A 24,935-nucleotide genomic window follows, 5' to 3' on the forward strand; every position below is an offset into this window, starting at 1 on the left:
GCCCTTTCCGCTCCCTCCCCGATACCGGGGGGGCAACGGCCTACAGAGGCTTCTCGTAGCGCCAGGCTTCCATGCTGTCCTCGTAGTACTCTTCGAGGACAGCGAAGCGCACGTAGCCGTGGCGCTCGTAGAGTCGGATGCCGGCACCGTTATCGGCTCTCACTTCGAGTCGCAGCTTCGTGCATCCATGCGCTCGTGCGTCGTCTTCCGCGGCATCGAGCATGATGCCGCCAAGGCCCTGACCCGCCCGTGCGGGAGACACCGCGATGGAGGAGAGCCTGCAACTGCGGCTTCCCTTGCGGCGCTCCAGCGTGGCCGCCGCCACCAGGATCGAGCGGTCTTCGGCATCCAGAGCGACCAGCAACGACATCGACGGAGAGCCGATGGCATGGCGGATCGCCCGCCGTTCCGCCCGGTCTCCCGAAAACGCCGCGTGTTCCAGGGCGACCAGGGCGTCGAGGTCGCCCAATGTCGCCGGACGGATGGTGACCGGAGTGACCGTATGCCGTTTATGGGCTTGGGCGCTCACGCTGTGGTCCAGGGATAGACCCAGGTTTCCGACAATGCTCGAGCGCTGGCGCGCAGGAAGGCGCGGAGATCGGTGGATTGGTCCGCCGCGTCGAGGGTGATGTCGATTGCTGCCCGCAATCCTCCGATATGCGGGTTCGGAGTGAGCGAAGTGGCGGTGATCCGTCCCTGTGAAGCTCCGGCTACCACCTCCACCTTACTCGGGTCCGAGAGATAATAGGGCAGCTCGCCGCCGGCGAAATCGATGAGGAAGCGGCGGCTCAGCGTCCCTTTCGCCTCCTCCCCCTTGGCGGCACCGCTGGCGCTTGTGGCGGCCAAGAAGGTATTGGCCACATATCCGCCCGGATGCAGTCTGGTGTTCGAACTCCTGGCGCGCACGCGGTACGACATGCGGACCGGTTCGCCGGCCGGATAAGGCTGCTTCGGACGCCAATAGGCGACGATGTTATCGTTGACCTCGGTGTCGGTCGGCAGTTCCATCAAGGTCACGGCGCCCTCGCCCCAGTCACCCTCGGGTTCGACGAAGTAGCTCGGCCTCCGACCATAGGAGGCTTCGAGGTCTTGGTAGGATTCGAAGGCGCGGTCCCGCTGCATCAGTCCGAACCCCTTCGGATCGCGATCGACGAAGGACGAGATGCGACGCACCTTCGGATTGTCCAGGGGGCGCCAGAGCCATTCGCCCGATCCGGCCGCGATCTGAAGACCATCGGAATCGTGGAGCTCGGGCCGGTAATCGTCGGAATGGTGCCGGTCGTTCTCGCCGATGAAGAACATCGAGGTGAGCGGTGCGACGCCCACCGATGGGAGCGCGACCCGCGGGAAAAGCGTCGAGCGAACGGCGACGCTGGTCTCGTCGCCCGGCTTTACCGTGAAGGCGAAGGCACCCGTCACCGAGGGGCTATCGAGAAGGGCATGAATCAGCAGCGAATCGGCGTTGGTCTCAGGCATCGTCACCCAGAATTCGCGGAAGACCGGGAATTCCTCCGGAGCGCCCTCCCCCTCGACGTTGAGGGCGAGCCCACGGGCGGATAGGCCATACAGCTGATCGCGCCCAAGGAAGCGGTAATAGCTGGCGCCGAGAAACACGATGAGTTCGTCTAGCAGGTTCGGCTTGTTGAGGTAGCTGTGGAAGCGGAGACCAGCGAAGCCGAGATCGACCGGCAGCGGCTTGTCGAGCTTCGTCCGTCCCATGTCGAACAGGCTCGACTGATAGGCGATCGGCGTCGCGATGCCGCGACGCACGAGGTTCACGGTGACGGGCCGGTTATAGAGAAAGCCGACATGGAAGAGCTGCAGCCGGAACGGGCTGTTCTCTCCGCCGAGAAAGGCCTTGTCGGGCTTGAAACGAATGTCACGCCAGGCGTCGTAATCGAGCTTTGCGATGGGAGCCGGAAGGGGCGGTACCCGCGCATCGTAAGCGACCTTGGCGAGCTCCTCGGCGCGGCGCTCCACCTCCTCGAAATCGAAGGATTTGGGTGCGCGCCCCTCCTGCGCCGTCGACGCGGTGCCGGCGACGGACAGGGCGGCGATACCGGTGAGAAGCGCGCGGCGGGTGGGCTCGGTCATGGTCCTGCGGCTCTGGTCGGTGGTGAGGGACGATCGGGCTTCCCCGCACGGTCCCATCCAGCCCACCTCACCCCGAGGTGCCCATCTGAGCGGGCCTCCTAGGAGCCTCCCAGAGGTCGCAATGCGTGATGGAGCCCTGCCTCGAGGCCTCCGCTACGCTCTGGCACCTCGGGATGAGGCGGTGGATCGGACTGGTTCGATCAGCATGAAAACCGCCTGCTCAATGACCCGTTCGTGACGCCTTGGAAAGGGCCTACCGACCCGGGTGCGCTTTTTGGGTCACATTGAGGCGGTAAGGTCGGGTTTCGGGTGAGAGAAAACCGGTTTTTCCTTGTCGCGGAGACGCATCGAACGTATATGCGCCTTGCCCAATTTCGCACGTGCCTGTGGCCGCGTGTCGGTTGGTGGGCATCCGGCCAACTGCCGGACAGCCGCCAGGGGTCTTAAAGGATCGATGGTCGACAGGGTGGATTCCCTCCGGCCGGCATCCAGGTGGCAACACCGGACCCCGACAACAACCGGCAGCCGGAGGCGAAACCGGCGAACCCCGCTCTCCACGGGGGACGCAGCTTAAAGCAACGACGAACGGGCTTTTTTGGTCTCGTCGGCCCTCCAAAGGCCGGCACCGAAGAGGCTTGTTTCTCTTTGCCCGGCGTGCGGTGGGGATCTCCCTTCCAATCCACGGCAGCTTCCGGGTGCTGATGCGCCCGCGGTCGACGACGTGTCTCCAAAGCACGTCGCGTATCGCGTCGCGTCGCCCCCAGACGCCGGACGGCTCATGGCCGTCCAGATTTCGATAGCGCGCCCCACGAACGGGCGCTCGCGAACCTGTGGGTTGGAACGACCATGACCGATCGTATCCGCGATTTTCTGCGCGCTCGCCGTGACATGGGCCAGGACGAAGGCCCGGTGATGGTGCTCGACCTCGATGTCGTGCGCGACAACTTCACCGCCTTCGCCCGCGCGCTGCCCGATACCCGCGTCTTCTATGCCGTGAAGGCGAATCCGGCGCCGGAAGTCTTGCGTCTGCTTGCCGAGATGGGCTCCTGCTTCGACACGGCCTCTGTGGTCGAGGTGGAGATGGCTCTGGCCAGCGGTGCCACCGCCGACCGGATCTCATTCGGCAACACCATCAAGAAAGAGCGCTGCATCACCCGTGCGCTCAAGCTCGGCGTTCGCCTGTTCGCCGTCGATTGTCAGGTCGAGGTCGAGAAGATCGCCCGTGCTGCCGAGGCCGCCGAGGTCGAACTCGGCTCGGTGCAGGTGTTCTGCCGCATTCTCTGCGACGGTGCTGGCGCCGAATGGCCCCTGTCACGCAAGTTCGGCTGCGTGCCGGAGATGGCCGTCGATGTTCTGGAGCATGCCTGCCGCCAGGGCCTGCATGCTTACGGCGTGTCGTTCCATGTGGGTTCGCAGCAGGGCAACACCGAAGCCTGGGACGGGGCGCTCGCTTCGGCCTCCACGATCTTCCGTGAATGCGCCGACCGGGGCATCACCCTGTCCATGGTCAATCTCGGCGGCGGCTTCCCCACCAAGTACCTGAAGGCGGTGCCTGGCGTGGAATCCTACGGCGATGCGATCTTCCGCGCCCTCACCAAGCATTTCGGCAACCAGCTGCCGGAGACGATCATCGAGCCCGGTCGCGGCATGGTCGGCAATGCCGGCATGATCGAAGCCGAGGTGATCCTGGTCTCGAAGAAGTCCGATGCCGAGGACGAGATCCGCTGGGTCTATCTCGATATCGGAAAGTTCGGCGGCCTGGCCGAAACCATGGACGAGTCGATCCGTTACGCGATCCGGACGGAGCATGACGAGGACCGCATGGCCCCCTGCGTGCTCGCGGGACCGACCTGTGATTCAGCCGACGTCCTCTACGAGAAGGTGCCCTACCCGCTCCCCGTCTCGCTTTCCATCGGCGACAAGGTGCTGATCGAAGGGGCCGGAGCCTACACCACCACCTACGCGGCGGTGGCGTTCAACGGCTTCCCCCCCCTTCAGCAATACGTCATCTGACCGCCATATAATCGGAGCTCGGGCGGCTTAACCGCCGCCCGGCAGCGGGCGAGGACGGTTCCATCGCATGTGACTGGTGCGGGATCCGCGCCGTCACATCAGATGGGTTGACCAGCCAGGACTGGGAAAGGGCACGGCCTTGATCGAGATTCGTGACGAACGGCCGACCGATGTTTCGGCTCGGGAGCAATTGCTCGATACTTGCTTCGGCCCGGCGCGATTCCTCAAGACGTCCGAGCGGCTGCGCGAGGGGCGCCTTCCCGCTCACGGATTGTCACTGACCGCGGAACTGAATGGCCGGATCGTCGGCACCGTCCGTCTCTGGCATGTGGAAGCGGGACGTGGACGGCCTGCCTTGCTTCTGGGGCCGCTCGCGGTCGATCCCTCGCTCCAGGGCCATGGCCTCGGCAGCACTTTGATGTGGGCCTCGATCGGTAGGGCACGCGCCCTCGGTCACGGCGCCATCGTCCTCGTCGGCGATGCGCCGTATTACGCCCGCTTCGGTTTTTCCGGTGATCTCATGAGTGGGTTGTCCATGCCGGGCCCGTTCGAAAGGACGCGGTTGCTCGGGGTCAACCTGCGCAGGGGCGCGCTCGACGGCGCGACCGGCATCCTCTCCGCTTCAGGCATCCTGGATGAGGCTGCCTGTCCGGAGGGATTGGATTCACGACGACAGGCGGCGTGAGCGCTAGACGGCAGTCGTGGTCGTCGCCTGCTCGCAGCGGCGGCGGAAGGCTGCATCGTGCTGGCGGCGAACGGCACGGATCAGAGCCGCCGCGAGGGTGATGACGCCAGGATCGCGATCGATCGGCTCTTCGGCCGGCGCGGGGGTATTGGCGATAAACAAGGATAACATCGGAACTCCGTGATGTGGCGTTCTGGCGTTTCCCGTCCCGTAGGTGTGTCGATGTCGTGTTTGTTGCATTGCAATATCGGCGTGTCGCGGATCATTCGCAACGGTGCCCAACGGGAAGGCGACCCGCGTCTGAATCATGCGTCGACGTAACTTCATGTTAATGATCTTCCCTCGTGGACCACTCGTGGTCCACGAGGCTGAAGCCGGCGATGTGGTTGACCGCACGCCCTCAACCGGCCACTAGCCCGTCGCCTGACCGTCATTTCCGCCGACTAAGGACGTGCCTCGCTCGTGAGTTCGAGCGGGGCCGAGAAGAAGGATTGCCCGCATGACCGAAGCCGCCACCTCCTGGCCCGTCCACGGCCGCATCAGCGGTCCCATCGTGATGATCGGCTTCGGCTCGATCGGCCGCGGGACCCTTCCGCTCATCGAGCGTCATTTCGAGTACGACAAGGCGCGCTTCACCGTCGTCGAGCCCTCCGATGCGCATAAGGCCCTGGCCGATCAGCATGGCCTCCGCTTCGAGCAGGTGGCGCTGACCAAGGACAATTACCGCGAGATCCTCACGCCCCTCCTCACCGAGGGCGGCGGCCAGGGCTTCTGCGTGAACGTGTCCGTGGACACCTATTCCCGCGCCATCATGGAATTGTGCCGTGAACTCGGCGCCTTCTACATCGACACCGTCGCCGAGCCCTGGCCCGGCTTCTATTTCGACAAGTCCAAGGGCCAGGGCGACCGCACCAACTACGCCCTGCGCCAGGACATCCTCGACGCGCGCGCCGCGAGCCCTGGTGGCACCACCGCCGTCTCGTGCTGTGGCGCCAATCCGGGCATGGTCTCGTGGTTCGTGAAGCAGGGACTCCTCAACGTCGCGTCCGATCTCGGCCTGACCACGCCCGAGCCGAAGACCCGTGACCAGTGGGCCGCCCTCATGCGCGAGGTCGGCGTCAAGGGCATTCATATCGCCGAGCGCGACACCCAGCGCGCCAAGGGCCCGAAGCCCATGGGCGTCTTCGTCAACACCTGGTCGGTGGAAGGCTTCGTTTCCGAGGGCAACCAGCCGGCCGAACTCGGCTGGGGAACCCACGAGACCTGGCGCCCGGACAATGCCCGTGATCAGGAGAAAGGCTCGCGCTGCGCGATCTACCTTCTCCAGCCCGGTGCCGACACGCGCGTGCGCTCGTGGACGCCGACGGCCCAGAGCCAGTTCGGCTTCCTCGTGACGCATAACGAGGCGGTTTCGATCTCCGACTATTACACCGTGATGGAGGGCGAGCGCGCTGCCTACCGCCCGACCTGTCACTACGCCTACCACCCCTGCAACGACGCCGTGCTCTCGCTCCACGAGATGTTTGGCAAGGCTGCGGAGGTGCAGGAAAAGCACCACATCCTCGACGAGAACGAAATCGTCGATGGGATCGACGAACTCGGCGTGCTTCTCTACGGCCACGAGAAGAACGCCTATTGGTTCGGTTCGCAGCTCTCCATCGAGGAGACCCGTCGGATCGCGCCGTACCAGAACGCCACCGGCCTTCAGGTCACCTCGGCGGTGCTCGCGGGCATGGTCTGGGCGCTGGAGAACCCCGAAGCCGGCATCGTCGAGGCCGACGAGATGGATTTCCGCCGCTGCCTCGAAGTCCAGATGCCGTATCTCGGTCCCGTCGTCGGCGTGTACACCGACTGGACCCCGCTGAGCGGGCGCCCCGGCCTGTTCCCCGAGAACATCGACGAGAGCGACCCCTGGCAGTTCCGGAACGTCCTCGTTCAGAGCTGAATGGACGAACGGAGCGCGGGATCGTCCTCCCCGCGCTCCGTGCCCTCTGCTTGGCGCCAAGGGCCAGACCATGATGGGCGAGGACCAACGCCACGTCTTTTCCCAGGCCGCGCTGTGGAGCCCGGGATCCCGCCCGATCACGACTGCATAGCGGCTTGCTCTGCACGGATGTTGCAGGGTTTCGGCGGGATGCTACCATCCCGTATCCGATCGGGAGCCCCCGCCATGGCCGTCGCCGCGCGCCGCGATACCCGCATGACCGTCGCCGAGTTCCGCCTCTGGGCCGAGCCCCGGCCCGACGAGGAACGCTGGGAACTGATCGACGGCATAGCCCTGCTGATGTCGCCGCCCACCTCGCGCCACCAGCGCATTGTGATGAATCTCGGCAGGCGCCTCGACGAGCTCGCGGAACGCCGGGGCTGCAACGCGCTTCCCGGCCTCGGCGTGCTCAGCGCAGCGATGGATGATTTCGCGCCGATCCCCGACATCGTCGTGACCTGCGGCCCACTGGGTCAGGATGGATATACCAGCGCCCCTTTGCTGGTGGCCGAGGTCCTGTCCCTGAGTACGATGAGTCTCGTTCGTGGCCGCAAGACCGTTTCTACCGCTCTGTGCCGAGCCTGCGGACCTTCCTCATCGTTTCGCAGGACGAGGTCAGGGTCGAGGCCTGGAGCCGGACCGAGGCGGGGAGCTGGACGGTCGAGGCCCTTTACCGTGACGACAGCCTCGACCTTCCCGAACTCGGTGGCGCCGTTCCGGTGGGCGCCCTCTATACCGGACTGCCCCTCTGAGCCTCCCATCGCCCTCGCCGCGTCAGGTCCCGCCCTTGCCCCACTTTGAAGATTTCTACGCCGACAAGCTGCGCGGTTCTCTGGGAGTCACCGATGCGGAATCCGTTCTCGACCTGCGTGGGACGAACCGTCCGACGGCCGAAGCATCCTTGAACGACATGCTGGAGCGCAGCCGCTTCGGCAAAGGCAAGACTGTGGCGATCCGCTTCGATCCCCCGCCGGAAGGCGGTGGAGAGACCCTGTTCCAGCCCGTCGGCAGGCTGTTGCTGGACGCGAAGCGCAAGGGCATCGTCGATCGACTTCAGACACTTCCGGCGGGCGATGGCCTCGGCTTCTACGTCGCGCTCGCCGGCAAAGCGACACGCGCCGGCGACTAGGAGGCTCCGGTCTCGCGCCGGCAAAGAAATGACGATCATGCCGGAGCGGTCCGAGCCCGAACGGCGTTGGAGGTAACGCGGTCCGTCCGCTCGTCTCCGCCAAAGGTCATCGTGAAAGTCTCCTCGTGAAGCGAATGGGCCGCAATACGATCGAGCGTCTCGCCCGCATGGGGTTCGGTGCGAGAGGCATCGTATATTGCATCGTCGGCGGGCTGGCGCTTCTCGCCGCTCTGGGCCAGGGCGGTCGGGCGGGCGATAGCGAGAGTGCGATCCGGTGGGTCTTCCTCGGACCGTTCGGGGCCATCCTCGTCGGGCTCATAGCGCTGGGACTGTTTTGTTTCGCCGCCTGGAGGTTCGTCGAATCCGTCACCGACGCCGACCGCCACGGCACCTCGGCGAAGGGGCTCGTCGTTCGGCTGGCGCATTTCGGCAGCGGCATCGTGGCTGTCGGCCTCGGCATCACGGCGGCCAGTCTTGCCCTCGGCCTCGGCAGACGCGCCAGCGGCGGCGGAGGATTGCAGGATTGGACCGCGTGGCTGCTGGCCAAGCCATTCGGCCCATGGCTTGTCGGCCTCATCGGCGTTGGCATCATCGGTGGAGGGATCGCCTTCCTGGTGAAGGCCGGGAAGGGCGATGTCACCGACCGGCTCTCTCTCGACGAGGCCCATTGCCGATGGGTCAAGCCGTTGGGTCAGTTCGGTTACGCTGCGCGTGGGGTCGCGTTCGTGATCATCGGCGGCTTCGTGCTGGTCGCCGCGTGGTACCAAGCCTCCTCGGAGGTGAAGGGTTTGGCGGGCGCTTTCTCCGCCTTGCGAGCTCAGCCCTACGGTTCCGTCCTTCTTGGCATCGTCGCCGCCGGGCATCTCGCCTTTGGCGTGTATGGCCTGATCCAAGCCTGGTACCGCCACATCGACGCACCGGATCTCGACGAAACCGACGATGCCGTCCTGCGTGCCGTGCGCAATCTGAACTGATGTGTAGCCCCGTGGTTCGTGGGGTGCGTTGACAGAGGGGCGTTCCGTCGCCGATACCGCGGCCGGCCCGGAGCCCATGCAGCAGCGCATCTACAAGACAGCGGTGATGGTGGTCCACGATTGCGTGGCGACCGTCCTAGCCGTGACACTCACCTTCGTTTTCCGCTTCAACGGTGAGTTGCTCGCCGAACGCCTCGACGCGCTTCCACTTCTGCTGCCCCCGTTCGTGGCTTTCGCCGCGCTGGTCTACGGTCGGTTCAAGCTCTACCGGACAAAGTGGCGCTTCGCCTCGCTCCCCGACCTCGCCGGAATCGTCAAGGCGGCGAGCGTCCTCGCCCTCACGCTCCTCGTCGTCGACTACGTGCTCGTTTCGGCGGACATGTATGGATTCTACTTTTTCGGAAAGATCGCCATTGCCCTGTACTGGGTGCTGCAGATCTTCCTGTTGGGGGGCACCCGGCTCGCCTTCCGCTACCTGAAATACACGCGTTCGCGGCAGAGCCAGGCTCGCAGCGCCACGACCCCGACGCTGCTGCTCGGGCGTGGCAGGGATATCGAACTTCTGCTTCGCGCCATCGAAGCGGGCTCGGTGCGGCGCCTGTCCCCCAAGGGCATCCTTGCGCCACGCGCAAACGAGACCGGCCAGATCATGCGCGGCGTCCCCATCCTGGGGGCCTTCTCCGACCTTGAGCGAGTCGTCGCTAACCTGGCCAATGAGGGTACCCCGGTACGCCGCCTCGTCGCCGTTCCCAATGCCCTGACACCGGAGGCGGAGCCCGACGACTTGATCGCCCGCGCCCGTCGACTCGGCCTTCCGCTGTCGCGGGTCACCAGTCTCGGCGAGGGCATGCGCGATGCCGAACTGGCGCCCCTGGAGATCGAGGATCTCCTCTTGCGACCCACCGTCTCCATCGACCGGCCGCGCCTCGAGCGTTTCCTCAATGGGACGCGCGTCATCGTCACGGGTGGCGGGGGTTCCATCGGCTCCGAGATCGTCGCCCGGGCCGTGGCCTTCGGCGCAGCATCCGTCCTTGTCGTGGAGAATTCAGAGCCTGCTCTACACGGCATCCTGAGCCAGCCCGCCATCGCAGCGGCCGACGTCACCGGTGCACTCTGCGATATTCGCGACCGTGAACGTCTGCACGAGGTCTTCGCCGGTTTCCGACCGGATTACGTGTTCCACGCCGCAGCCCTGAAGCAGGTGCCGTATCTAGAGCGGGACTGGTCGGAGGGCATCAAGACCAACGTCCTGGGTTCCATCAACGTCGCGGATGCGACGGTAGCGGCTCGTGCGCGCGCCATGGTGATGATTTCCACCGACAAGGCGATCGAGCCCGTCTCCCAACTCGGCGTCACCAAGCGCTTCGCCGAGATGGTGGCCCAGGCGCTCGATGCCGAGCAAGCGACCGCGTCGCAGGGGAAGCCGACTCGTCTGATCGCGGTGCGGTTCGGCAACGTGCTCGGCTCGGTCGGTTCGGTGGTGCCAGTGTTCAAGGCGCAGATCGCCCGAGGCGGCCCGGTCACGGTCACCGATTCGGAAATGGTGCGCTACTTCATGACCGTGCGCGAGGCCGCCGACCTCGTTCTGACCGCAGCCTCGCATGGCGACCGCGAGGGACGCTGCCTGTCTCTGACCGCCCCCGAATCCGACCAGCGGGCTGCAGTCTACGTTTTGAAGATGGGTCAGCCCGTGCGCATTCTCGATCTCGCCGAGCGGATGATCCGGCTCGCTGGTTTCGAGCCCGGCGAAGACATCGAGGTGGTCTTCACCGGCTCGCGGCCGGGGGAGCGTTTGAACGAGATCCTGTTCGCCCGCGAGGAGCCGCGTGTCGCCCTCGACGGGATCGACGGCGTCATGGCGGCCAAGCCCGTCTTTGCCGACCGTACCGTGCTGGAGGGTTGGATCGCCGCGCTGAAACAGGCGGTCGCCACACACGACAGGGCTGCCGCCGATCTGGTGTTCGAAACCGCTATCCCGGATTACCGCAACCGGCCGAAAGCGGTTCCCGTGTCACAACCTGCGCCAATGACCATCCCCGCCTAGGCTGCACCCTCCGTGCGGGCCAGGGCTGTAAGCCCCTGGAATGAGGTCGATTGCGGGGACCAACCCAACGCAGACAGGCCCTTGGAGTGCGCCACGAGGTCGCCCGAAAGGCGCTCGAAGATCTCCCGCCGACCCGTCATCCGGCAGGCGAGGCCGAACAGGCTCGGCGGACAGGGTACGAGACCGGCGCGGCGGTCGAGGCCGGCCCGTAAGGCCGCGATCATGCCGGGCAAGGTCAAGGCGTCCGGCTCTGCCGCCACCAGCGCCCGGCCAAGCGGTCCTTCGTGACGAAGCACCGTGACGATGGCTGCCGAGAGGTTCTCCACCGAAATCAGGGACCGACGCCCCGTCAGGCTCGCGAGTGGGAGGGGATAGGGCGTTCGCGCGAGCCGCAGGAGCGCGGCCATGTTGCCTTTCACCCCAGCGCCATAGACGAGGACAGGGCGCAGGGCGACCCAGTCGATCCCGATCTCGGCCAAGGCTTCCTCGGCGGCGAGTTTCGAGCGGCCATAGGCGTCGGTGGGATATGGATGGTTGTCTTCGGTCACGGTTCCGGCCGCGCTGATGCCGGTCTGCGCCCTGATCGATGAGAGGAAGACGAAGCGCCCGACCCGCGCCTTGGCCGCTGCTTCGGCGAGACGTCGCGTCGCCTCGATGTTCGAAGAGCGGTAATCGTCCTCCGGCGTGCCGGACATGGCATGGGCGAGGCCGGCGGAATGGACGATGGCGTCGACGCCGGAAAGGGCCGCCGCCATGTTCATGGGCCGGCTCAGGTCGCCCACCACGGCGCCGCTGGCGCCGGGCGGCAACTCCACTGGGCGTCGCAGCAGCACCCGGACCCGGTAACCCTGATTCGCGAGCGAGCGCAGCAGGTGACGGCCGATGAAGCCGGTGGCACCGGTCAGCGCGATGACGTTTCCGCTCAAGCGGCGATTCCTTCTCGCAAGGTCGAGAACCGACGCAGCGTCGCGGCGACCAGGGCCGCGCCTGCAGCAAGGGCCGCGAGCGTGACAAGCCGCGACGGCCAAAGCAAGGTGGCGCCCGCCAGGACCGCCAGCGCAGTGTTGAGGACGAAGACCCGCCCGACCACTTCCGTCACCGTGAAGCCGTTCGAGGTGGCGCGCTGGTAGTAATGGCTGCGATGCGCCTTCCAGACCGGCTCGCCCTTGGCTGCGCGGCGCAGCAGCGTCAGAGTGGAATCGGCGATGTAGTAGAGCGGAAGAAGGATGGCTGCCGCCAGACCGTCCTGAAGGCCGAGGCGGTAGAGCAGCCACGCCACCAGAAGGCCGATCGGCAGGGAGCCGACATCCCCCAGGAAAAGGCGGGCCACCGGGCGATTGAAGGGTGCAAAGCCGATCAGCGCACCGAGAAGGGACGCGGCCACGAGGGTCGGCAGCGGCGGTAATTCCCCGCCGAGTCCGGCGAGCATCAGCGCGGCCGAGACTGGCACCATGGCCGAGACCGTCATCCAGTCGAGCCCGTCCATGAAGTTCGTCAGATTCACGAACCATACGCCGGCCAGGACGGCGAGCGCGCGCTCAGCAATGAGCGGAATCTCGGGTAGGAGCCGTCCCTCCACCGACAGGACGAGGCCGGTCACCGCAAGAGTCTGAAGACCGAGTCTCAACGTGGCCGGCAGTGGCCTGATATCGTCGACAGCACCCACGATGGCGAGGAGCAGCGTCGCATGAGCGAGGACCAGCGCCTCCATCGTCGCTGGCATAGGCTGCATCAGGGATGCCAGGAGCCCACCGGTCGCCAGGATGGCGAGGACGATCGCGATACCGGCCCCTTGGGGGGTCGGCACGCTGTGGCTCGACCGCGCGTTCGGCCGGGCGAGCGCATAGCGTTGAAGGATCGGTTTGAGCAGCACGATCAGGACCGCGCTGAGGCAGGCGGCCAGCGGTATGGCGACGAGCGGCGCGAAAGGCATTGTCGTGTGAGGGTCCGCTGATGTCGCGAGATCGTGCGGAGTGCCTACCCGTTTTTGCCGCTGGCGGGGAGAGTGCACCTTTCGGAGAGGCCGCCTCTCCGAGCCGGTTGCATAGGCACCTTCCCCCGAAGAGGGAGGAAGGTACGTAGAAGCGTCAGAACACCTTTTCGCCGCCCTCCCTGACGGAGGATCCGCCGATTCCGGCTGCGGCATCCGCCTTCTCGGCGGCGCGCTTGTCGAGGGCGCGGCCCACCACCTTGGCAATGCCGACCATGATCGTGTCGAGGATGTAGTCCTTCGGCGTGTAGACCGCCGTGACGCCCATATTCTTGAGGACGAGTTCGTCGTCCGGCGAGATGATCCCGCCGACGACGAGGGGGACGTGGTCGAGGCCCGCCTCCCGCATCTTCGCCTTTACGTCGCGCACCAGTGGGACGTGGCTGCCGGACAGGATCGACAGTCCGACCACATGGGCGCCGGTCTCCTTGGCTTTCGCCACGATCTCGGCCGGGGTCTGGCGGATGCCGTCATAGGTCACGTCGAATCCGACGTCGCGGGCGCGGAGCGCGATCTGCTCGGCGCCATTCGAATGGCCGTCGAGACCGGGCTTGCCGACGACGAGCTTGGGCGTCTCGCCCAGGCGCTCCCCGAGATCGGCGATGAGGAGCTTGGCGTCCTCGGCCGCACCCGAGGAGATCGTCTCGAGGCTGACGCCGGTGGGGGCTCGGTATTCACCGAAGACCTGGCGCAGGCGCGTGCCCCATTCGCCGGTGGTGACGCCGGCCTTCGCCGCCGCGATCGAGACCGGCATGATGTTGGCGCCCGAACGCGCCGCGGCCTCGAGCTCGTCGAGGGCCTTCTCGACGGCCTTGCCGTCGCGCTTGGCCCGCCAGTCGCGGATGCGCTGCTCTGCTTCCATCTCCACCGTCTCGGAGACCGTAAAGATGGCGCCCTCCCCGGCCGTGAGAGGCGAAGGCTCGCCGGCCTGAAACTTGTTGACGCCGACGACGACCTGATCGCCTGCCTCGATGGCCGAGATGCGCTTGGCGTTGGATTCCACGAGGGCGCGCTTCAGTGCCCCAGTCTCGACCGCCGCCACCGCGCCGCCGATGCCGCCGATCTCTTCGAGGGCCTTGCGGGTCTCCTCCTTCAGAGCTTCGACCTTGGCGTCGATGACCTTCGAACCGTCGAAGATGTCCTCGTACTCGAGGAGGTCGGTCTCGAAGGCGAGGATCTGCTGCATCCGCATGGACCATTGCTGGTCCCAGGGGCGCGGCAGGCCCAGAGCCTCGTTCCAGGCCGGCAACTGCACCGCACGGGCGCGGGCGCGTTTCGACAGGGTGACGGCCAGCATCTCGATCAGGATGCGGTGGACGTTGTTCTCGGGCTGCTGTTCCGTCAGTCCGAGGCTGTTGACCTGAACGCCATAGCGAAAAATGCGCTTCTTCGGGTCGGTGATGCCGTAGCGCTCCTGGGCGATCTCGTCCCAGAGTTCGGAGAACGCCCGCATCTTGCAGATCTCGGTGACGAACCGCATGCCGGCATTCACGAAGAAGGAAATGCGGCTGAACACGTCGGCGAAGCTCGCCTCGTCGAAATCGGGGTCGTCGCGCACCGTGTCGAGCACCGCGATGGCGATGGCCAGCGCGTAGGAGAGCTCCTGCACCGGCGTCGCCCCGGCCTCCTGCAGGTGGTAGGAACACACGTTCATCGGGTTCCACTTCGGCACCTCCTTGGTCGTGAACAGGATCACGTCCTTGGTCAGGCGAAGGGATGGAGCCGGCGGGAACACGTAGGTGCCGCGCGACAGGTATTCCTTGATGATGTCGTTCTGCGTCGTACCTTGGAGGCCGCTGAGCGGCGCGCCCTGTTCCTCGGCGACCGCGAGGTAAAGCGACAACAGCCACGGTGCCGTGGCGTTGATCGTCATCGAGGTGTTCATCTGCTGCAGCGGAATCTGATCGAACAGAGTCCGCATGTCGCCGAGATGTGCGATCGAGACACCGACCTTGCCGACCTCGCCGCGTGCCAATTCGTGGTCGGGATCGTAGCCGGTCTGCGTCGGCAGATCGAAGGCGACCGACAGTCCGGTCTGCCCCTTCGCCAGATTGCCTCGATAGAGTTCGTTCGATTCCTTGGCGTTGGAATGGCCGGCATACGTCCGGATGATCCATGGCTTGTCGCGCTTGACCTCGGCGACGGTCGCACTCGCGCTCATTCCACTGACTCCACTCGATTCCAAGGCTGCGCGATCTCACGCTTATTGTGCGGCACCCTAACCAAGCCTCGGCCATACGTCATCTGGCCGATGGTCCAACTTGGCGGTCGACGGCCCAGAATGCTTCGAAAAATTCTAGACGACAGGATCAAGCGAATTGAAGAGCGCTTTGTCCGGCAACTGAGGTGAGCTTCCTGTAAATCCTTGACCTCGATGCGGAATATCGAAAACGAGCCGTTCTGCATCAAAGACTTTATTATGAATACATCAATAGGCGACGGGTCAGCGCACGCACTCGAGGACGCAGCACCCGATCCTGGCCTTTTAGGGGGCCTTGGAGCAGTCCAGGTTCGTGGATATAGGGTCGCACAGAAAGAATAATGGGAGAGCCAAGATGTCGGCGAGTGCTGCCTTGAATACGACCGAGGGCAAGGACCTCTACGAGCTGGGTGAAATTCCGCCCCTCGGCCATGTTCCGGCGAAGATGTATGCCTGGGCGATCCGGCGCGAGCGCCATGGCCCGCCGGAGGAGTCGATGCAGGTCGAGGTGGTGCCGACCTGGGAGATCGGCGACGACGAAGTCCTGGTCTACGTCATGGCGGCCGGCATCAACTACAATGGTGTCTGGGCCGGACTCGGCGAGCCGATCTCTCCCTTCGACGTGCACAAGGCCGACTACCACATCGCCGGTTCGGATGCCTCGGGCATCGTCTGGGCCGTGGGCGCCAAGGTGAAGCGCTGGAAGGTCGGCGACGAAGTCATCGTGCATTGTAACCGCGACGACGGCGACGACGAGGAGTGTAACGGCGGTGACCCGATGTTCTCGCCTTCACAGCGGATCTGGGGCTACGAGACGCCGGACGGCTCGTTCGCGCAGTTCTGCCGGGTCCAGTCGCGCCAGCTGATGAAGCGGCCGCAGCACCTCACCTGGGAAGAAGGTGCCTGCTACACGCTGACCCTCGCCACCGCCTACCGGATGCTGTTCGGCCACGCTCCGCACACGGTGAAGCCGGGCCAGAACGTGCTGATCTGGGGCGCCTCGGGCGGTCTCGGCGTGTTCGGTGTCCAGCTCTGCGCCGCCTCCGGTGCGAACGCCATCGCGGTCATCTCGGACGAGTCGAAGCGCGACTACGTGATGAGCCTCGGCGCCAAGGGCGTCATCAACCGCAAGGACTTCGATTGCTGGGGCCAGCTGCCCAAGGTGAACTCGCCGGAATTCCACGCCTGGACCAAGGAAGCGCGCAAGTTCGGCAAGGCGATCTGGGACATCACCGGCAAGGGCAACGATGTCGACATCGTCTTCGAGCATCCCGGTGAGGCGACCTTCCCGGTCTCCGCGCTCGTCGTGAAGCGTGGCGGCATGGTGGTGTTCTGCGCCGGTACCACCGGCTTCAACATCACCTTCGATGCCCGTTACGTCTGGATGCGCCAGAAGCGTATTCAGGGTTCGCACTTCGCGCATCTGAAGCAGGCTTCGGCCGCCAACCAGTTCGTGCTGGACCAGCGCATCGACCCCTGCATGAGCGAGGTGTTCCCGTGGGATAAGATCCCCCAGGCGCACACGAAGATGTGGAAGAACCAGCACCCGCCCGGCAACATGGCCTGTCTCGTCAACGCTCCCCGCGCTGGGCTCCGCACGCTGGAAGACGTGATCGAGGCCGGCCCGAAGCGCTGAGATCGAGGATGGTGCTCAGCGCTTGCCGCCGCCCTCGGCCGGCAGGTGCTGGGCATAAGCCTCGCGTTCTTCGCGCTCCTTGATGAGATCGGCATAGGCCTGGCGCATTTCCGGTGACACGGAAACGCTCCGGGCCTTTTCCTTTTTGCGCTTGGGCGCCTTCTTGAACTGATTGCTCGTCTCGTTCATCGCGTCGCCCCGGTTGTCCGTCGACGATAAGCATAGCCAAGTTGCGTGACGGCTACGAGATGGCACCGCCTGCTTTCGAGATGCCAAGGCGACTGGTAAGGAAAGGAAACAGGATCATCCGGTGATTGCCCTTCTTCTCCCGAGCGCGGGAGAGGCGCGGGCGACGGGCCGGTTCACGAACGGCGAAGCATCATGGAAAAGTTCACCACCCTCACCGGCGTTGCCGCGCCGATGCGCATCACCAATGTCGATACCGACCGGATCATCCCGAAGCAGTATCTCAAGACGATCAAGCGCACCGGGCTCGGCAAGGGCCTGTTCTCCGAGATGCGCTACAACGACGATGGCTCCGAGAACCCGGATTTCGTCCTCAACCAGCCGGCTTACCGTAATGCCAAAGTGCTGGTAGCCGGCGACAATTTCGGCTGCGGCTCGTCGCGGGAGCACGCGCCCTGGGCGCTCGCCGATTTCGGTATCCGCTGCATCATCTCCACGAGCTTCGCCGATATCTTCTTCAACAACTGCGCCAAGAACGGCATCCTCGCCATCATCGTCTCGCCGGAGGATCTGGAGAAGCTGTTCGACGATGCCGAGCGCGGCTCCAACGCCACGTTGACGATCGATCTCGAGAGCCAGACCATCAAGGGGCCTGATGGCGGCACGCTGCATTTCGACATTGATGCCGGGCGCAAAGAAAGCCTGCTCAACGGGCTCGACGAGATCGGCCTGACCCTCAAGCGCGCGCCGAAGATCGACGCCTACGAGGAGAAGCTCGCCGCGCGCGGATTTGCCTGAGCGCCGACATCATCACGGTTCGTTTACCATGCGCGCGGCTTAAAGGTCGGGAAACGCCGAAAACCGCCGGGAGACTGCCCATGACGTCGCGCGCGAAGCTGACTGCCCTCCTCTGCCTCGCGAGTGCGGCAGCGTCCGTTCCGGCCAAGGCCGACTTCCGCTCCTGCCTCGCCTCCCTCCAGGGCGAGGCGGCGGCGCAAGGGATTTCGGCCCAGACGTTCCGCGCGGCGACCGACGGCATCGCCTTCGACGACAAGGTCATCGAACTCTCCCAGGCGCAGCCCGAATTCAAGACGCCGATCTGGGACTACATGGCCGCCCTCGTCGACGAGGAGCGGGTGGACGACGGCAAAGCGGCGATGAAGCAGCATGGCCAGGCCCTCGCCAATGCGGAGGCGCGCTATGGCGTAGACCGCTACACCATCGCCGCCGTCTGGGGCGTCGAATCGAATTTCGGCAAGAACCTCGGTAAGATGCCGCTGGTTCAGTCCTTTGCCACTCTGATCTGCTCGAACCACCGCCGCGCGGGCTTCTTCAAGGGCGAGCTGATGGCGACCCTGAAGATCATCGAGCGCGGCGACATCGACCCGTCCCGCCTTACGGGGTCATGGGCCGGCGCCTTTGGCCAGACCCAGTTCATGCCCACCACCTACCAGCGCCTCGCCGTCGATGGCGACGGCGACGGGCGCCGTGATCTCGTGGATTCGGTGCCCGACGCGGTGGCCTCCACCGCCAACTTCCTGCGCGTGGCCAAATGGTCGAACGGCCAACCATGGGGCTACGAGGTGCGTGTGCCGAAGGGCTTCAATGCCGGGGCCGCCGGGCGCAAGAACAAGCACGCCGTGGCGCATTGGGCCTCCATGGGTGTCACCCGGATCGACGGACGCCCGCTTTCCGGCGACGGCCCCGCTGGCATCCTGCTCCCGGCCGGCATCAACGGCCCGGCCTTCCTGGTTACCCGGAATTTCGACGCGCTCTATTCCTACAACGCCGCCGAATCATACGGCCTGGCCATCGCGGTGCTGTCCGACCGCCTGCGCGGCCGCTCCGGTGTCCAGGCGGAATGGCCTACCGATGATCCGCCCCTGTCGCGCGCCGAGCGCCGCGATCTTCAGACCAGATTGGCGGCCCAGGGCTACGATGTCGGCGAGCCGGACGGTAAAGTCGGCGCCAAGACCCGCGACGCGATCAAGGCCATCGAGCGCAAGCTCGGCATGCCGCAGACCGGGCGACCGGGTGGAAAGGTGCTCGAGGCCCTGCGTCGGGGATAGTGGTGTGAAGGGGTCGGCACGTCTTCATTCGATCAGCCGACCCGACCTCCAATCCGCCCTTTCCGGGACGCTGATGAAGCTGACCCGTCCTCCGAGGCGGCGCCGGCCGCTGCCTCGGGCTATGACGGCCGGGGCTCCGGCCTGAGGGAATGGTTCCGAAGATATCCTCTCATCACTTGGACCCAAGCGGCCTGGTCGCTTTTGTAAGATGATGCAGATATCTATCGATACTTATCGAGATCTATTTCAGAAGTGAAATCTCTATTTATTTTGCTATGTGCCGCCATCTTGCTGATGGCCTTCTTCATATTGCCTTGGCAAGACCACGTTCGGATCGCGTCAGGAGGTCAATCCGTGCCTCCGAACACAATGTCAGGCCTTTCCTCTTGGCTCGTGTGACGCCGCACCCTGTTCACGGACTGGGCTGATTGGCGCAGGATTAGGCATTGGTGGCCGTCCGTTGACCCTTATGTAGCTGAAACATGCACTAAGGAAAATCATGCTGTATAAAAATGTAGCAATTGCCACGGTGCTCATTCTCGCGACGGCTTCCTCGGCGGCAGTTGCCCAGATTGCGGGGAAGCGCGGCGTTCAACAGCGTCACCAGGATATCGACGCGACCCATGCGATCGGCCAGCGCTATGAGCCGTCGCGTATATTGAGCCCTGCGCCGAAGCAGCAAATGAAAATGATCCCCTTCCCCCGTGGTGGTCGGATGGAGATGATCCTCGTGCCGGCCAATCCGTCCTCGTAGTTGTTGCAGTCGAGGATGGGGGGGCGAGCATGTCTCGGGATGCGAGACTGCTTTGGATGGATGCCGGTGCGGCGCCCATCCGCCAACGAAAAAGGCCGGGCAATGCCCGGCCTTTCGCAATTCTAACGAGGCTTGCCGTACAGCTTATTCGGCTGCGGTCTTGGCAGCGGACTTCGCGGCCTTCTCGGCCTTGCGGGCGTCCTTGTTGGCCTTCGAGGCATCGGCCTTGGCGGCCTTCTCGGCGGGGCGGTCGGCGCGCTCGACGATACGGGCGGACTTACCGCGACGGTCGCGCAGGTAGTACAGCTTGGCGCGACGCACCTTACCGCGACGCACGACGGCGATCGAATCGATCATCGGCGAATAGACCGGGAAGACGCGCTCGACGCCCTCGCCGTAGGAAATCTTGCGGACGGTGAAGCTCTCGTTGAGGCCGCCACCGGAGCGCGCGATGCATACGCCTTCATAGGCCTGCACGCGGGTACGCTCGCCTTCCTTCACCTTCACGTTCACGGTCACCGTGTCGCCGGGCTGGAAGTCGGGAATCGTCTTGCCGAGCGCAGCAATCTGCTCCTGCTCGAGCTGCTGGATGATGTTCATGGTCAAGTTCCTGCCGGTGCGCGCCCGCGATCCCAGGAGGGGAATGCGTGCGTCAGGATTTCGGCATCCTGTTTTGAGTTGCCGCGGGCCATACAGGAAGCATCGGCGCTTGTCGACATCCCCGTCGAAGAACACGAACGGGCCTGTCCACCGCCCGGTGCGTGCAGGTTGAGAAAATCCCGCATACGGTCCACATGGATAGGTAAGCGCGGGGCGTTCCTTGCGCCCTTCCCGGCCGGCCTTGAACCGGCGCAGCGGACGAGGATACGACACAGCCATGTTCATCCAGACCGAAGCTACTCCTAATCCCGCCACCCTGAAGTTTCTGCCGGGGCGCGTGGTACTTCCCGAATCGACCTTCGAGGCTCGGGATGCCGAAGCCGCTGCTTGCTCGCCGCTGGCCCAGCGCCTCTTCGACGTACCCGGCGTCGCCGGCGTTTATTTCGGCCACGACTTCATCTCCGTGACCAAGATCGAGAACGAGCACGGCTGGCCGCAGGTGAAGCCGGCGATCCTCGGTGCGATCATGGAGCATTTCCAGTCGGGCGCCCCGGTCCTGGCAGAGGGCGTCGTTCTCGGTAGCGACGATGCCGAGGAATTCTACGATGCGGCGGATCACGACACCGTCGTCACCATTAAGGACCTGCTCGAGACCCGCGTGCGCCCTGCGGTTGCCAGCGATGGCGGCGACATCACGTTCCGTGGCTTCAAGGAGGGCGTGGTCTATCTCGAAATGAAGGGTGCCTGTTCCGGCTGCCCTTCCTCCACCGCCACGCTCCGGCATGGGGTGCAGAACCTGTTCAAGCACTTCCTTCCCGAAGTGCGCGAGGTCCAGGCGGTCTGATTGCCGTCGCAAGCGCGCAACACCCTGCGTCCTTCGTTGCTTCCAAGGGCCGTCCCGCACTGACGGGGCGGCCTTTTTCATCGTAAACTCGTGCGCCCGACGGGCATCCCGATCTGGAGTGACGTTGCGTATCCTGGCTATCGACACGGCGCTGGACGCCTGCTCCGTCTGCATCGCGACGGATCTCTCCGACGATCTCCTCGCCGAAGAATCCATGACCTTGGCCCGTGGCCATGCCGAAGCGTTGCTTCCCATGCTGGAACGCGTGATGGCGCGTGTCGAAGGCGGGTTCGAGAGCCTCGACCGGGTCGCGGTCACCGTCGGTCCAGGGAGCTATACCGGCCTTCGCGTCGGCTTGTCGGCCGCTCGCGCCGTCGGCCTCGCGACACAGGTCCCGGTGGTCGGCGTCACGACATTGTCCGCGCTCCTAGCGCCCTTGCTCGCCACCAACGGCCAGGGCCTGATTGCCGCAGCGATCGATGCCCGGCACGGCTCGGTGTATTTTCAGGCCATGAACATGGCGGAAGGCATCGTCGTGCCCCCAAGCCTCCTGCGGATCGAGGAAGCGGCCGATCACGTCGGGCGTAGCCCCGTCACCCTGGTTGGATCCGGCGCGCCCGCACTGAGCAGCCTGCTGAGATCCCGTGGCGTCGCGGCATCTATCAGTGATGCTGGCCCGCCGCAGATTGCCTGGATCGCCTCCCTCGGCATGCTGGCCGACCCTGCCCAAGCCATGGCGCGTCCGCTCTACCTGCGTGGACCGGACGCCACTCCCCAGGATCACGCGAGGCTGGCCCGTCGATGATTCGTCCCGTCTCTCCGCTTTGGGCTCTCGATTGGTGGCTGGCCTGGTGGGACGCCTGGGGCGGCGAGCCCTACGTGACGCCTCTGCGTGATTCTTCCTCCGCCTCCACCCTTGCCCGCCTGCACGCCACCTCCTTCGCGCGGCCCTGGGATGCCCATGAATTCGAGCGGATGCTGTGCGAGCGCTCCACCGAGGCTCACGCGCTCTGGCGCGCCGGCACGATCCAGGGCTTCATCCTTTCGCGCCGCGTCGCCGACGAAGCCGAGATCCTCACCGTCGTCCTGGCACCTGCCGCACGGGGCGGTGGCCTGAGCCACAAGCTCGTACGCGAGCATCTTGGACATCTCGCGCTGAACGGCGTGCGACATGTCCATCTCGAAGTGGACGAGGGCAATGCGGCCGCATTGAAGCTCTATGCTCGGCACGGCTTCCAGCGCGTCGGCGAGCGCACGGGGTATTACACCCGCGCCGATGGCACTCGCGCCACCGCCTTCACCATGACGGCGACCCTGTCGTGATCCGCGCTTCTTGATCGACGTCGGACGATGACGCGTCTCGGCACCGCCCTTCGGCTTCTCGTCTGCGTCCTGGCCTTCGGGGTGCTGGTCGGTCCGCATCTCCTCAGCTTGAGATTCGGGCGCGGACGGATCGCTGCCCATGCGCCGACCTACTTCCACCGGATCTTCCTGGCGCTGTTCTCCGTGAGGGTGACCCAGAGCGGCACGCCCCCTGCCCTGGGGGAGCCGGCCCTCGTCCTGTCCAACCACATCTCCTGGCTCGATATCCTCGTCCTCGGATCCCTGCGGCCGCTCTCCTTCGTGGCGAAATCGGAGATTTCCGGGTGGCCCGTCGTGGGAACCCTGGCCCGGCTCCAGCGCACCGTCTTCATCGACAGAGCGCGCCGTGCCGCGACAGCCAGCGTCAACGCCACGGTGGCGAGCCGGTTGACCGATGGCGATCTCATCGTCCTCTTCGCCGAAGGTACAACGGGTGACGGGACACGTCTGCTGCCGTTCCGCTCGTCCCTCGTGGGAGCCGCCCGCGCCGCCATCGATTCCGAGGGCGGCACCCGCGACCGTGTTCGGCTCCAGCCGCTCGCCCTCACCTATCCGCGCCGCAACGGCCTGCCCGTGATCCGGTCCGAGCGGCCGGGCATCGCCTGGTACGGCGACATGGAGCTGGCGCCGCATCTTGCGGTGTTCCTTCGGGAGGGGCCGATTGACGTTCATGTCGTCTGGGGCGATCCCATCGCCTTCGAGGCCGGCACCGACCGCAAGCGCGCCACCGCCATGGCCGAAGCCTCGGTGCGCAGGGCGATGCAGGCATCCGTAACGGGCCGGTGGGAGGGCGTGGCGGTGGCGCTGCCCGTCGCGGAGCCCCTCATCGCAACGCTCCCCTCCTCGAATGTCGCCGCCTGAACCCCTTCGGCCGTGTTCGTAATGTCGCAAGGAAGCGACGGGCCGGGTGAAACGTGCTAGCACCGCCGGCAGCAGGGGGCGTCCGAGCGACGCCCGAGGTCTATCCGGTGCTGGAACGGTCGCGTTGAAGAAAGCCTACGTCAAATCCTACGGCTGTCAGATGAATGCCTACGATGCGGGTCGCATGTCCGACCTGCTCGGTAGCCAGGGCTATGCCGCCACGGAAAGCGTCGAGGACGCGGATGTCGTCATCCTCAATACCTGCCACATTCGCGAGAAGGCCGCCGACAAGGTCTATTCCGAACTCGGCCGACTGCGCGTTCTGAAATCGGCTCGTGCCGGGGCTGGGCTGGACACACGGATCGTGGTCGCGGGCTGCGTCGCACAGGCTGAAGGCAAGGAGATCCTGGCGCGTTCACCCGCCGTCGATGTGGTCGTGGGCCCGCAGAACTATCATCGTCTGCCCGATCTTCTGGCTCGTTCCGGCTCGGCGCGTGTCGTCGACACGGAGTTTCCCGTCGAGGACAAGTTCGACCACCTGCCCATCAGGCGGACGGCTGCGGTCTCCTCGTTCCTGACCGTGCAGGAAGGCTGCGACAAGTTCTGCGCCTTCTGCGTCGTTCCCTATACGCGCGGGGCCGAGGTCTCGCGCTCGGTGGAGGCGATCCTGGATGAGGCGCAGAAACTCGTTCGGGGCGGTGCTCGCGAGATCACGCTGATTGGGCAGAACGTCAACGCCTATCACGGGGTCGGCGCCGATGGCGCATCGGTGACGCTTCCCGCGGTGATGCGCGCGCTCGAAGCGATACCGGGCCTCCTGCGCCTGCGCTACACCACGAGCCACCCCAACGACATGGCTGACGATCTGATCCGGGCGCATGGGGAAATCGCCCCGCTGATGCCTTACTTGCACCTGCCGGTTCAGTCGGGCTCCACCCGCGTGCTGCAGGCGATGAACCGCAAGCATACGGGCGATGCCTATCGCCGGCTCATCGAGCGCGTGCGCCGGGTGCGCCCGGATATCGCCCTGTCCTCCGACTTCATCGTCGGGTTCCCCGGCGAGACCGACGTGGAGTTCGACGAGACGATGCGCCTCGTGGCCGAGATCGGCTTCGCGTCGGCCTATTCGTTCAAGTACAGCCCGCGCCCCGGTACGCCGGCCGCCGAGCGCGAGGACGCCGTGCCCGAGGCCGTGAAGTCCGAGCGCCTCGCAGCACTCCAGGCCTTGCTCGATGACCAGCGCCACGCCTTCAACGCGTCCGCCGTGGGCCATGTCGTCGAGGTGCTGGTGGAGAAGGCCGGACGTCATCCGGGGCAGGTCGCCGGCAAGACACCGCATCTCCTGCCCGTCCAATTCGACGCTCCGGCCGCCACCATCGGCACGGTCGTGCCCGTGCGGGTAGTCCGGGCCGGCTCGAACAGCCTGTTCGGCGAAGCCGTTACCGACGAGGCGGCGGCCGCTTGACGACGCTGACGCCACGCAACCGCATTTCCATCCCGGGACATGGGA

General features: G+C 65.3%; 23 protein-coding genes and 1 pseudogene. 16 read left to right on the forward strand and 8 right to left on the reverse strand.

The window, feature by feature from the left end; genetic code table 11:
- Window positions 1-40: 40 nt before the first annotated feature.
- Both ACYQOP_RS24970 and ACYQOP_RS24975 read right to left on the reverse strand, forming a co-directional pair.
- Window positions 41-529 carry a GNAT family N-acetyltransferase gene (locus ACYQOP_RS24970; RefSeq protein WP_461224787.1) on the reverse strand — a complete coding sequence of 163 codons (489 nt, stop codon included), beginning with the start codon at window positions 527-529 and terminating at the stop codon, window positions 41-43.
- Window positions 526-2,094, reverse strand: a complete 1,569-nt coding sequence (locus ACYQOP_RS24975) for a glucan biosynthesis protein G (protein ID WP_461224789.1) — start codon at window positions 2,092-2,094, stop codon at window positions 526-528. The genes ACYQOP_RS24970 and ACYQOP_RS24975 overlap by 4 nt, the downstream gene beginning before the upstream one ends.
- An 846-nt stretch (window positions 2,095-2,940) precedes the next feature.
- On the opposite strand from ACYQOP_RS24975, the gene ACYQOP_RS24980 reads away from it, so the two are divergent.
- Window positions 2,941-4,107, forward strand: coding sequence for a type III PLP-dependent enzyme (locus ACYQOP_RS24980; protein WP_311275361.1), 1,167 nt, complete (start codon window positions 2,941-2,943; stop codon window positions 4,105-4,107).
- 139 nt (window positions 4,108-4,246) lie between these two features.
- Window positions 4,247-4,792, forward strand: a complete 546-nt coding sequence (locus tag ACYQOP_RS24985; RefSeq protein ID WP_056429998.1) for a GNAT family N-acetyltransferase — start codon at window positions 4,247-4,249, stop codon at window positions 4,790-4,792.
- A 3-nt stretch (window positions 4,793-4,795) separates the two neighbouring features.
- On the opposite strand, the gene ACYQOP_RS24990 is transcribed toward ACYQOP_RS24985, so the two are convergent.
- A complete protein-coding gene (locus tag ACYQOP_RS24990; protein ID WP_200919145.1) occupies window positions 4,796-4,963 on the reverse strand; it encodes a hypothetical protein in 168 nt (55 codons plus the stop codon).
- Window positions 4,964-5,291: 328 nt separating this feature from the next.
- Between ACYQOP_RS24990 and ACYQOP_RS24995 the strand changes: the two genes are divergently transcribed.
- From ACYQOP_RS24995 to ACYQOP_RS25015, 5 genes and pseudogenes are all read left to right on the forward strand, one after another.
- Window positions 5,292-6,737 carry a homospermidine synthase gene (locus tag ACYQOP_RS24995; RefSeq protein WP_461224792.1) on the forward strand — a complete coding sequence of 482 codons (1,446 nt, stop codon included), beginning with the start codon at window positions 5,292-5,294 and terminating at the stop codon, window positions 6,735-6,737.
- Between the two features lie 225 nt (window positions 6,738-6,962).
- Window positions 6,963-7,528: pseudogene (locus ACYQOP_RS25000) on the forward strand (Uma2 family endonuclease).
- A 35-nt stretch (window positions 7,529-7,563) separates the two neighbouring features.
- Window positions 7,564-7,905 (forward strand): hypothetical protein, encoded by a 342-nt coding sequence (locus ACYQOP_RS25005; RefSeq protein WP_056429987.1) that lies wholly within the window; start codon window positions 7,564-7,566, stop codon window positions 7,903-7,905.
- A 134-nt stretch (window positions 7,906-8,039) separates the two neighbouring features.
- Window positions 8,040-8,879 carry a DUF1206 domain-containing protein gene (locus ACYQOP_RS25010; protein ID WP_461225470.1) on the forward strand — a complete coding sequence of 280 codons (840 nt, stop codon included), beginning with the start codon at window positions 8,040-8,042 and terminating at the stop codon, window positions 8,877-8,879.
- 76 nt (window positions 8,880-8,955) lie between these two features.
- Window positions 8,956-10,923 (forward strand): SDR family NAD(P)-dependent oxidoreductase, encoded by a 1,968-nt coding sequence (locus ACYQOP_RS25015; protein ID WP_461224794.1) that lies wholly within the window; start codon window positions 8,956-8,958, stop codon window positions 10,921-10,923.
- Here the strand turns inward: ACYQOP_RS25015 and ACYQOP_RS25020 are convergent.
- The 3 genes from ACYQOP_RS25020 to ACYQOP_RS25030 form a co-directional block, all read right to left on the reverse strand.
- Entirely contained in the window at window positions 10,920-11,849 is a 930-nt protein-coding gene (locus tag ACYQOP_RS25020; protein WP_461224796.1) for an NAD-dependent epimerase/dehydratase family protein, read from the reverse strand. The genes ACYQOP_RS25015 and ACYQOP_RS25020 overlap by 4 nt on opposite strands.
- Window positions 11,846-12,856 carry an MraY family glycosyltransferase gene (locus ACYQOP_RS25025; protein ID WP_461224798.1) on the reverse strand — a complete coding sequence of 337 codons (1,011 nt, stop codon included), beginning with the start codon at window positions 12,854-12,856 and terminating at the stop codon, window positions 11,846-11,848. The genes ACYQOP_RS25020 and ACYQOP_RS25025 overlap by 4 nt, the downstream gene beginning before the upstream one ends.
- A 154-nt stretch (window positions 12,857-13,010) precedes the next feature.
- Window positions 13,011-15,074, reverse strand: coding sequence for a protein meaA (locus ACYQOP_RS25030; RefSeq protein ID WP_461224800.1), 2,064 nt, complete (start codon window positions 15,072-15,074; stop codon window positions 13,011-13,013).
- 394 nt (window positions 15,075-15,468) lie between these two features.
- On the opposite strand from ACYQOP_RS25030, the gene ccrA reads away from it, so the two are divergent.
- The gene (gene ccrA / locus ACYQOP_RS25035) at window positions 15,469-16,749 is read left to right on the forward strand and encodes a crotonyl-CoA carboxylase/reductase (RefSeq protein ID WP_027172596.1); all 1,281 of its coding nucleotides are present in this window, start codon (window positions 15,469-15,471) and stop codon (window positions 16,747-16,749) included.
- Between the two features lie 15 nt (window positions 16,750-16,764).
- Here ccrA and ACYQOP_RS25040 read toward each other — a convergent pair whose 3' ends face one another.
- Window positions 16,765-16,938, reverse strand: a complete 174-nt coding sequence (locus ACYQOP_RS25040) for a hypothetical protein (RefSeq protein ID WP_200919143.1) — start codon at window positions 16,936-16,938, stop codon at window positions 16,765-16,767.
- A gap of 192 nt (window positions 16,939-17,130) precedes the next feature.
- On the opposite strand from ACYQOP_RS25040, the gene leuD reads away from it, so the two are divergent.
- The 3 genes from leuD (at window position 17,131) to ACYQOP_RS25055 (ending at window position 19,758) form a co-directional block, all read left to right on the forward strand.
- Complete coding sequence (gene leuD, locus ACYQOP_RS25045) at window positions 17,131-17,733, forward strand: 3-isopropylmalate dehydratase small subunit (RefSeq protein ID WP_419951519.1); 603 nt, start codon at window positions 17,131-17,133, stop codon at window positions 17,731-17,733.
- 80 nt (window positions 17,734-17,813) lie between these two features.
- Window positions 17,814-19,004 (forward strand): lytic murein transglycosylase, encoded by a 1,191-nt coding sequence (locus ACYQOP_RS25050; protein ID WP_207410737.1) that lies wholly within the window; start codon window positions 17,814-17,816, stop codon window positions 19,002-19,004.
- A gap of 499 nt (window positions 19,005-19,503) precedes the next feature.
- Window positions 19,504-19,758 (forward strand): hypothetical protein, encoded by a 255-nt coding sequence (locus ACYQOP_RS25055; protein ID WP_461224802.1) that lies wholly within the window; start codon window positions 19,504-19,506, stop codon window positions 19,756-19,758.
- A 144-nt stretch (window positions 19,759-19,902) separates the two neighbouring features.
- On the opposite strand, the gene rplS is transcribed toward ACYQOP_RS25055, so the two are convergent.
- Window positions 19,903-20,358 (reverse strand): 50S ribosomal protein L19, encoded by a 456-nt coding sequence (gene rplS, locus ACYQOP_RS25060; protein ID WP_018042354.1) that lies wholly within the window; start codon window positions 20,356-20,358, stop codon window positions 19,903-19,905.
- Window positions 20,359-20,635: 277 nt separating this feature from the next.
- On the opposite strand from rplS, the gene ACYQOP_RS25065 reads away from it, so the two are divergent.
- The 5 genes from ACYQOP_RS25065 (at window position 20,636) to miaB (ending at window position 24,890) form a co-directional block, all read left to right on the forward strand.
- Window positions 20,636-21,202 (forward strand): NifU family protein, encoded by a 567-nt coding sequence (locus ACYQOP_RS25065; RefSeq protein ID WP_461224804.1) that lies wholly within the window; start codon window positions 20,636-20,638, stop codon window positions 21,200-21,202.
- Between the two features lie 124 nt (window positions 21,203-21,326).
- The gene (gene tsaB / locus ACYQOP_RS25070) at window positions 21,327-22,007 is read left to right on the forward strand and encodes a tRNA (adenosine(37)-N6)-threonylcarbamoyltransferase complex dimerization subunit type 1 TsaB (RefSeq protein ID WP_207410780.1); all 681 of its coding nucleotides are present in this window, start codon (window positions 21,327-21,329) and stop codon (window positions 22,005-22,007) included.
- Window positions 22,004-22,525 carry a GNAT family N-acetyltransferase gene (locus tag ACYQOP_RS25075; RefSeq protein WP_056429952.1) on the forward strand — a complete coding sequence of 174 codons (522 nt, stop codon included), beginning with the start codon at window positions 22,004-22,006 and terminating at the stop codon, window positions 22,523-22,525. The genes tsaB and ACYQOP_RS25075 overlap by 4 nt, the downstream gene beginning before the upstream one ends.
- Before the next feature lie 27 nt (window positions 22,526-22,552).
- Window positions 22,553-23,425 (forward strand): lysophospholipid acyltransferase family protein, encoded by an 873-nt coding sequence (locus ACYQOP_RS25080; protein WP_056453936.1) that lies wholly within the window; start codon window positions 22,553-22,555, stop codon window positions 23,423-23,425.
- A gap of 124 nt (window positions 23,426-23,549) precedes the next feature.
- Window positions 23,550-24,890, forward strand: a complete 1,341-nt coding sequence (gene miaB / locus ACYQOP_RS25085; protein WP_461224806.1) for a tRNA (N6-isopentenyl adenosine(37)-C2)-methylthiotransferase MiaB — start codon at window positions 23,550-23,552, stop codon at window positions 24,888-24,890.
- Window positions 24,891-24,935: the final 45 nt, after the last annotated feature.

The sequence above is a fragment of the Methylobacterium sp. CM6247 genome (assembly GCF_054817925.1).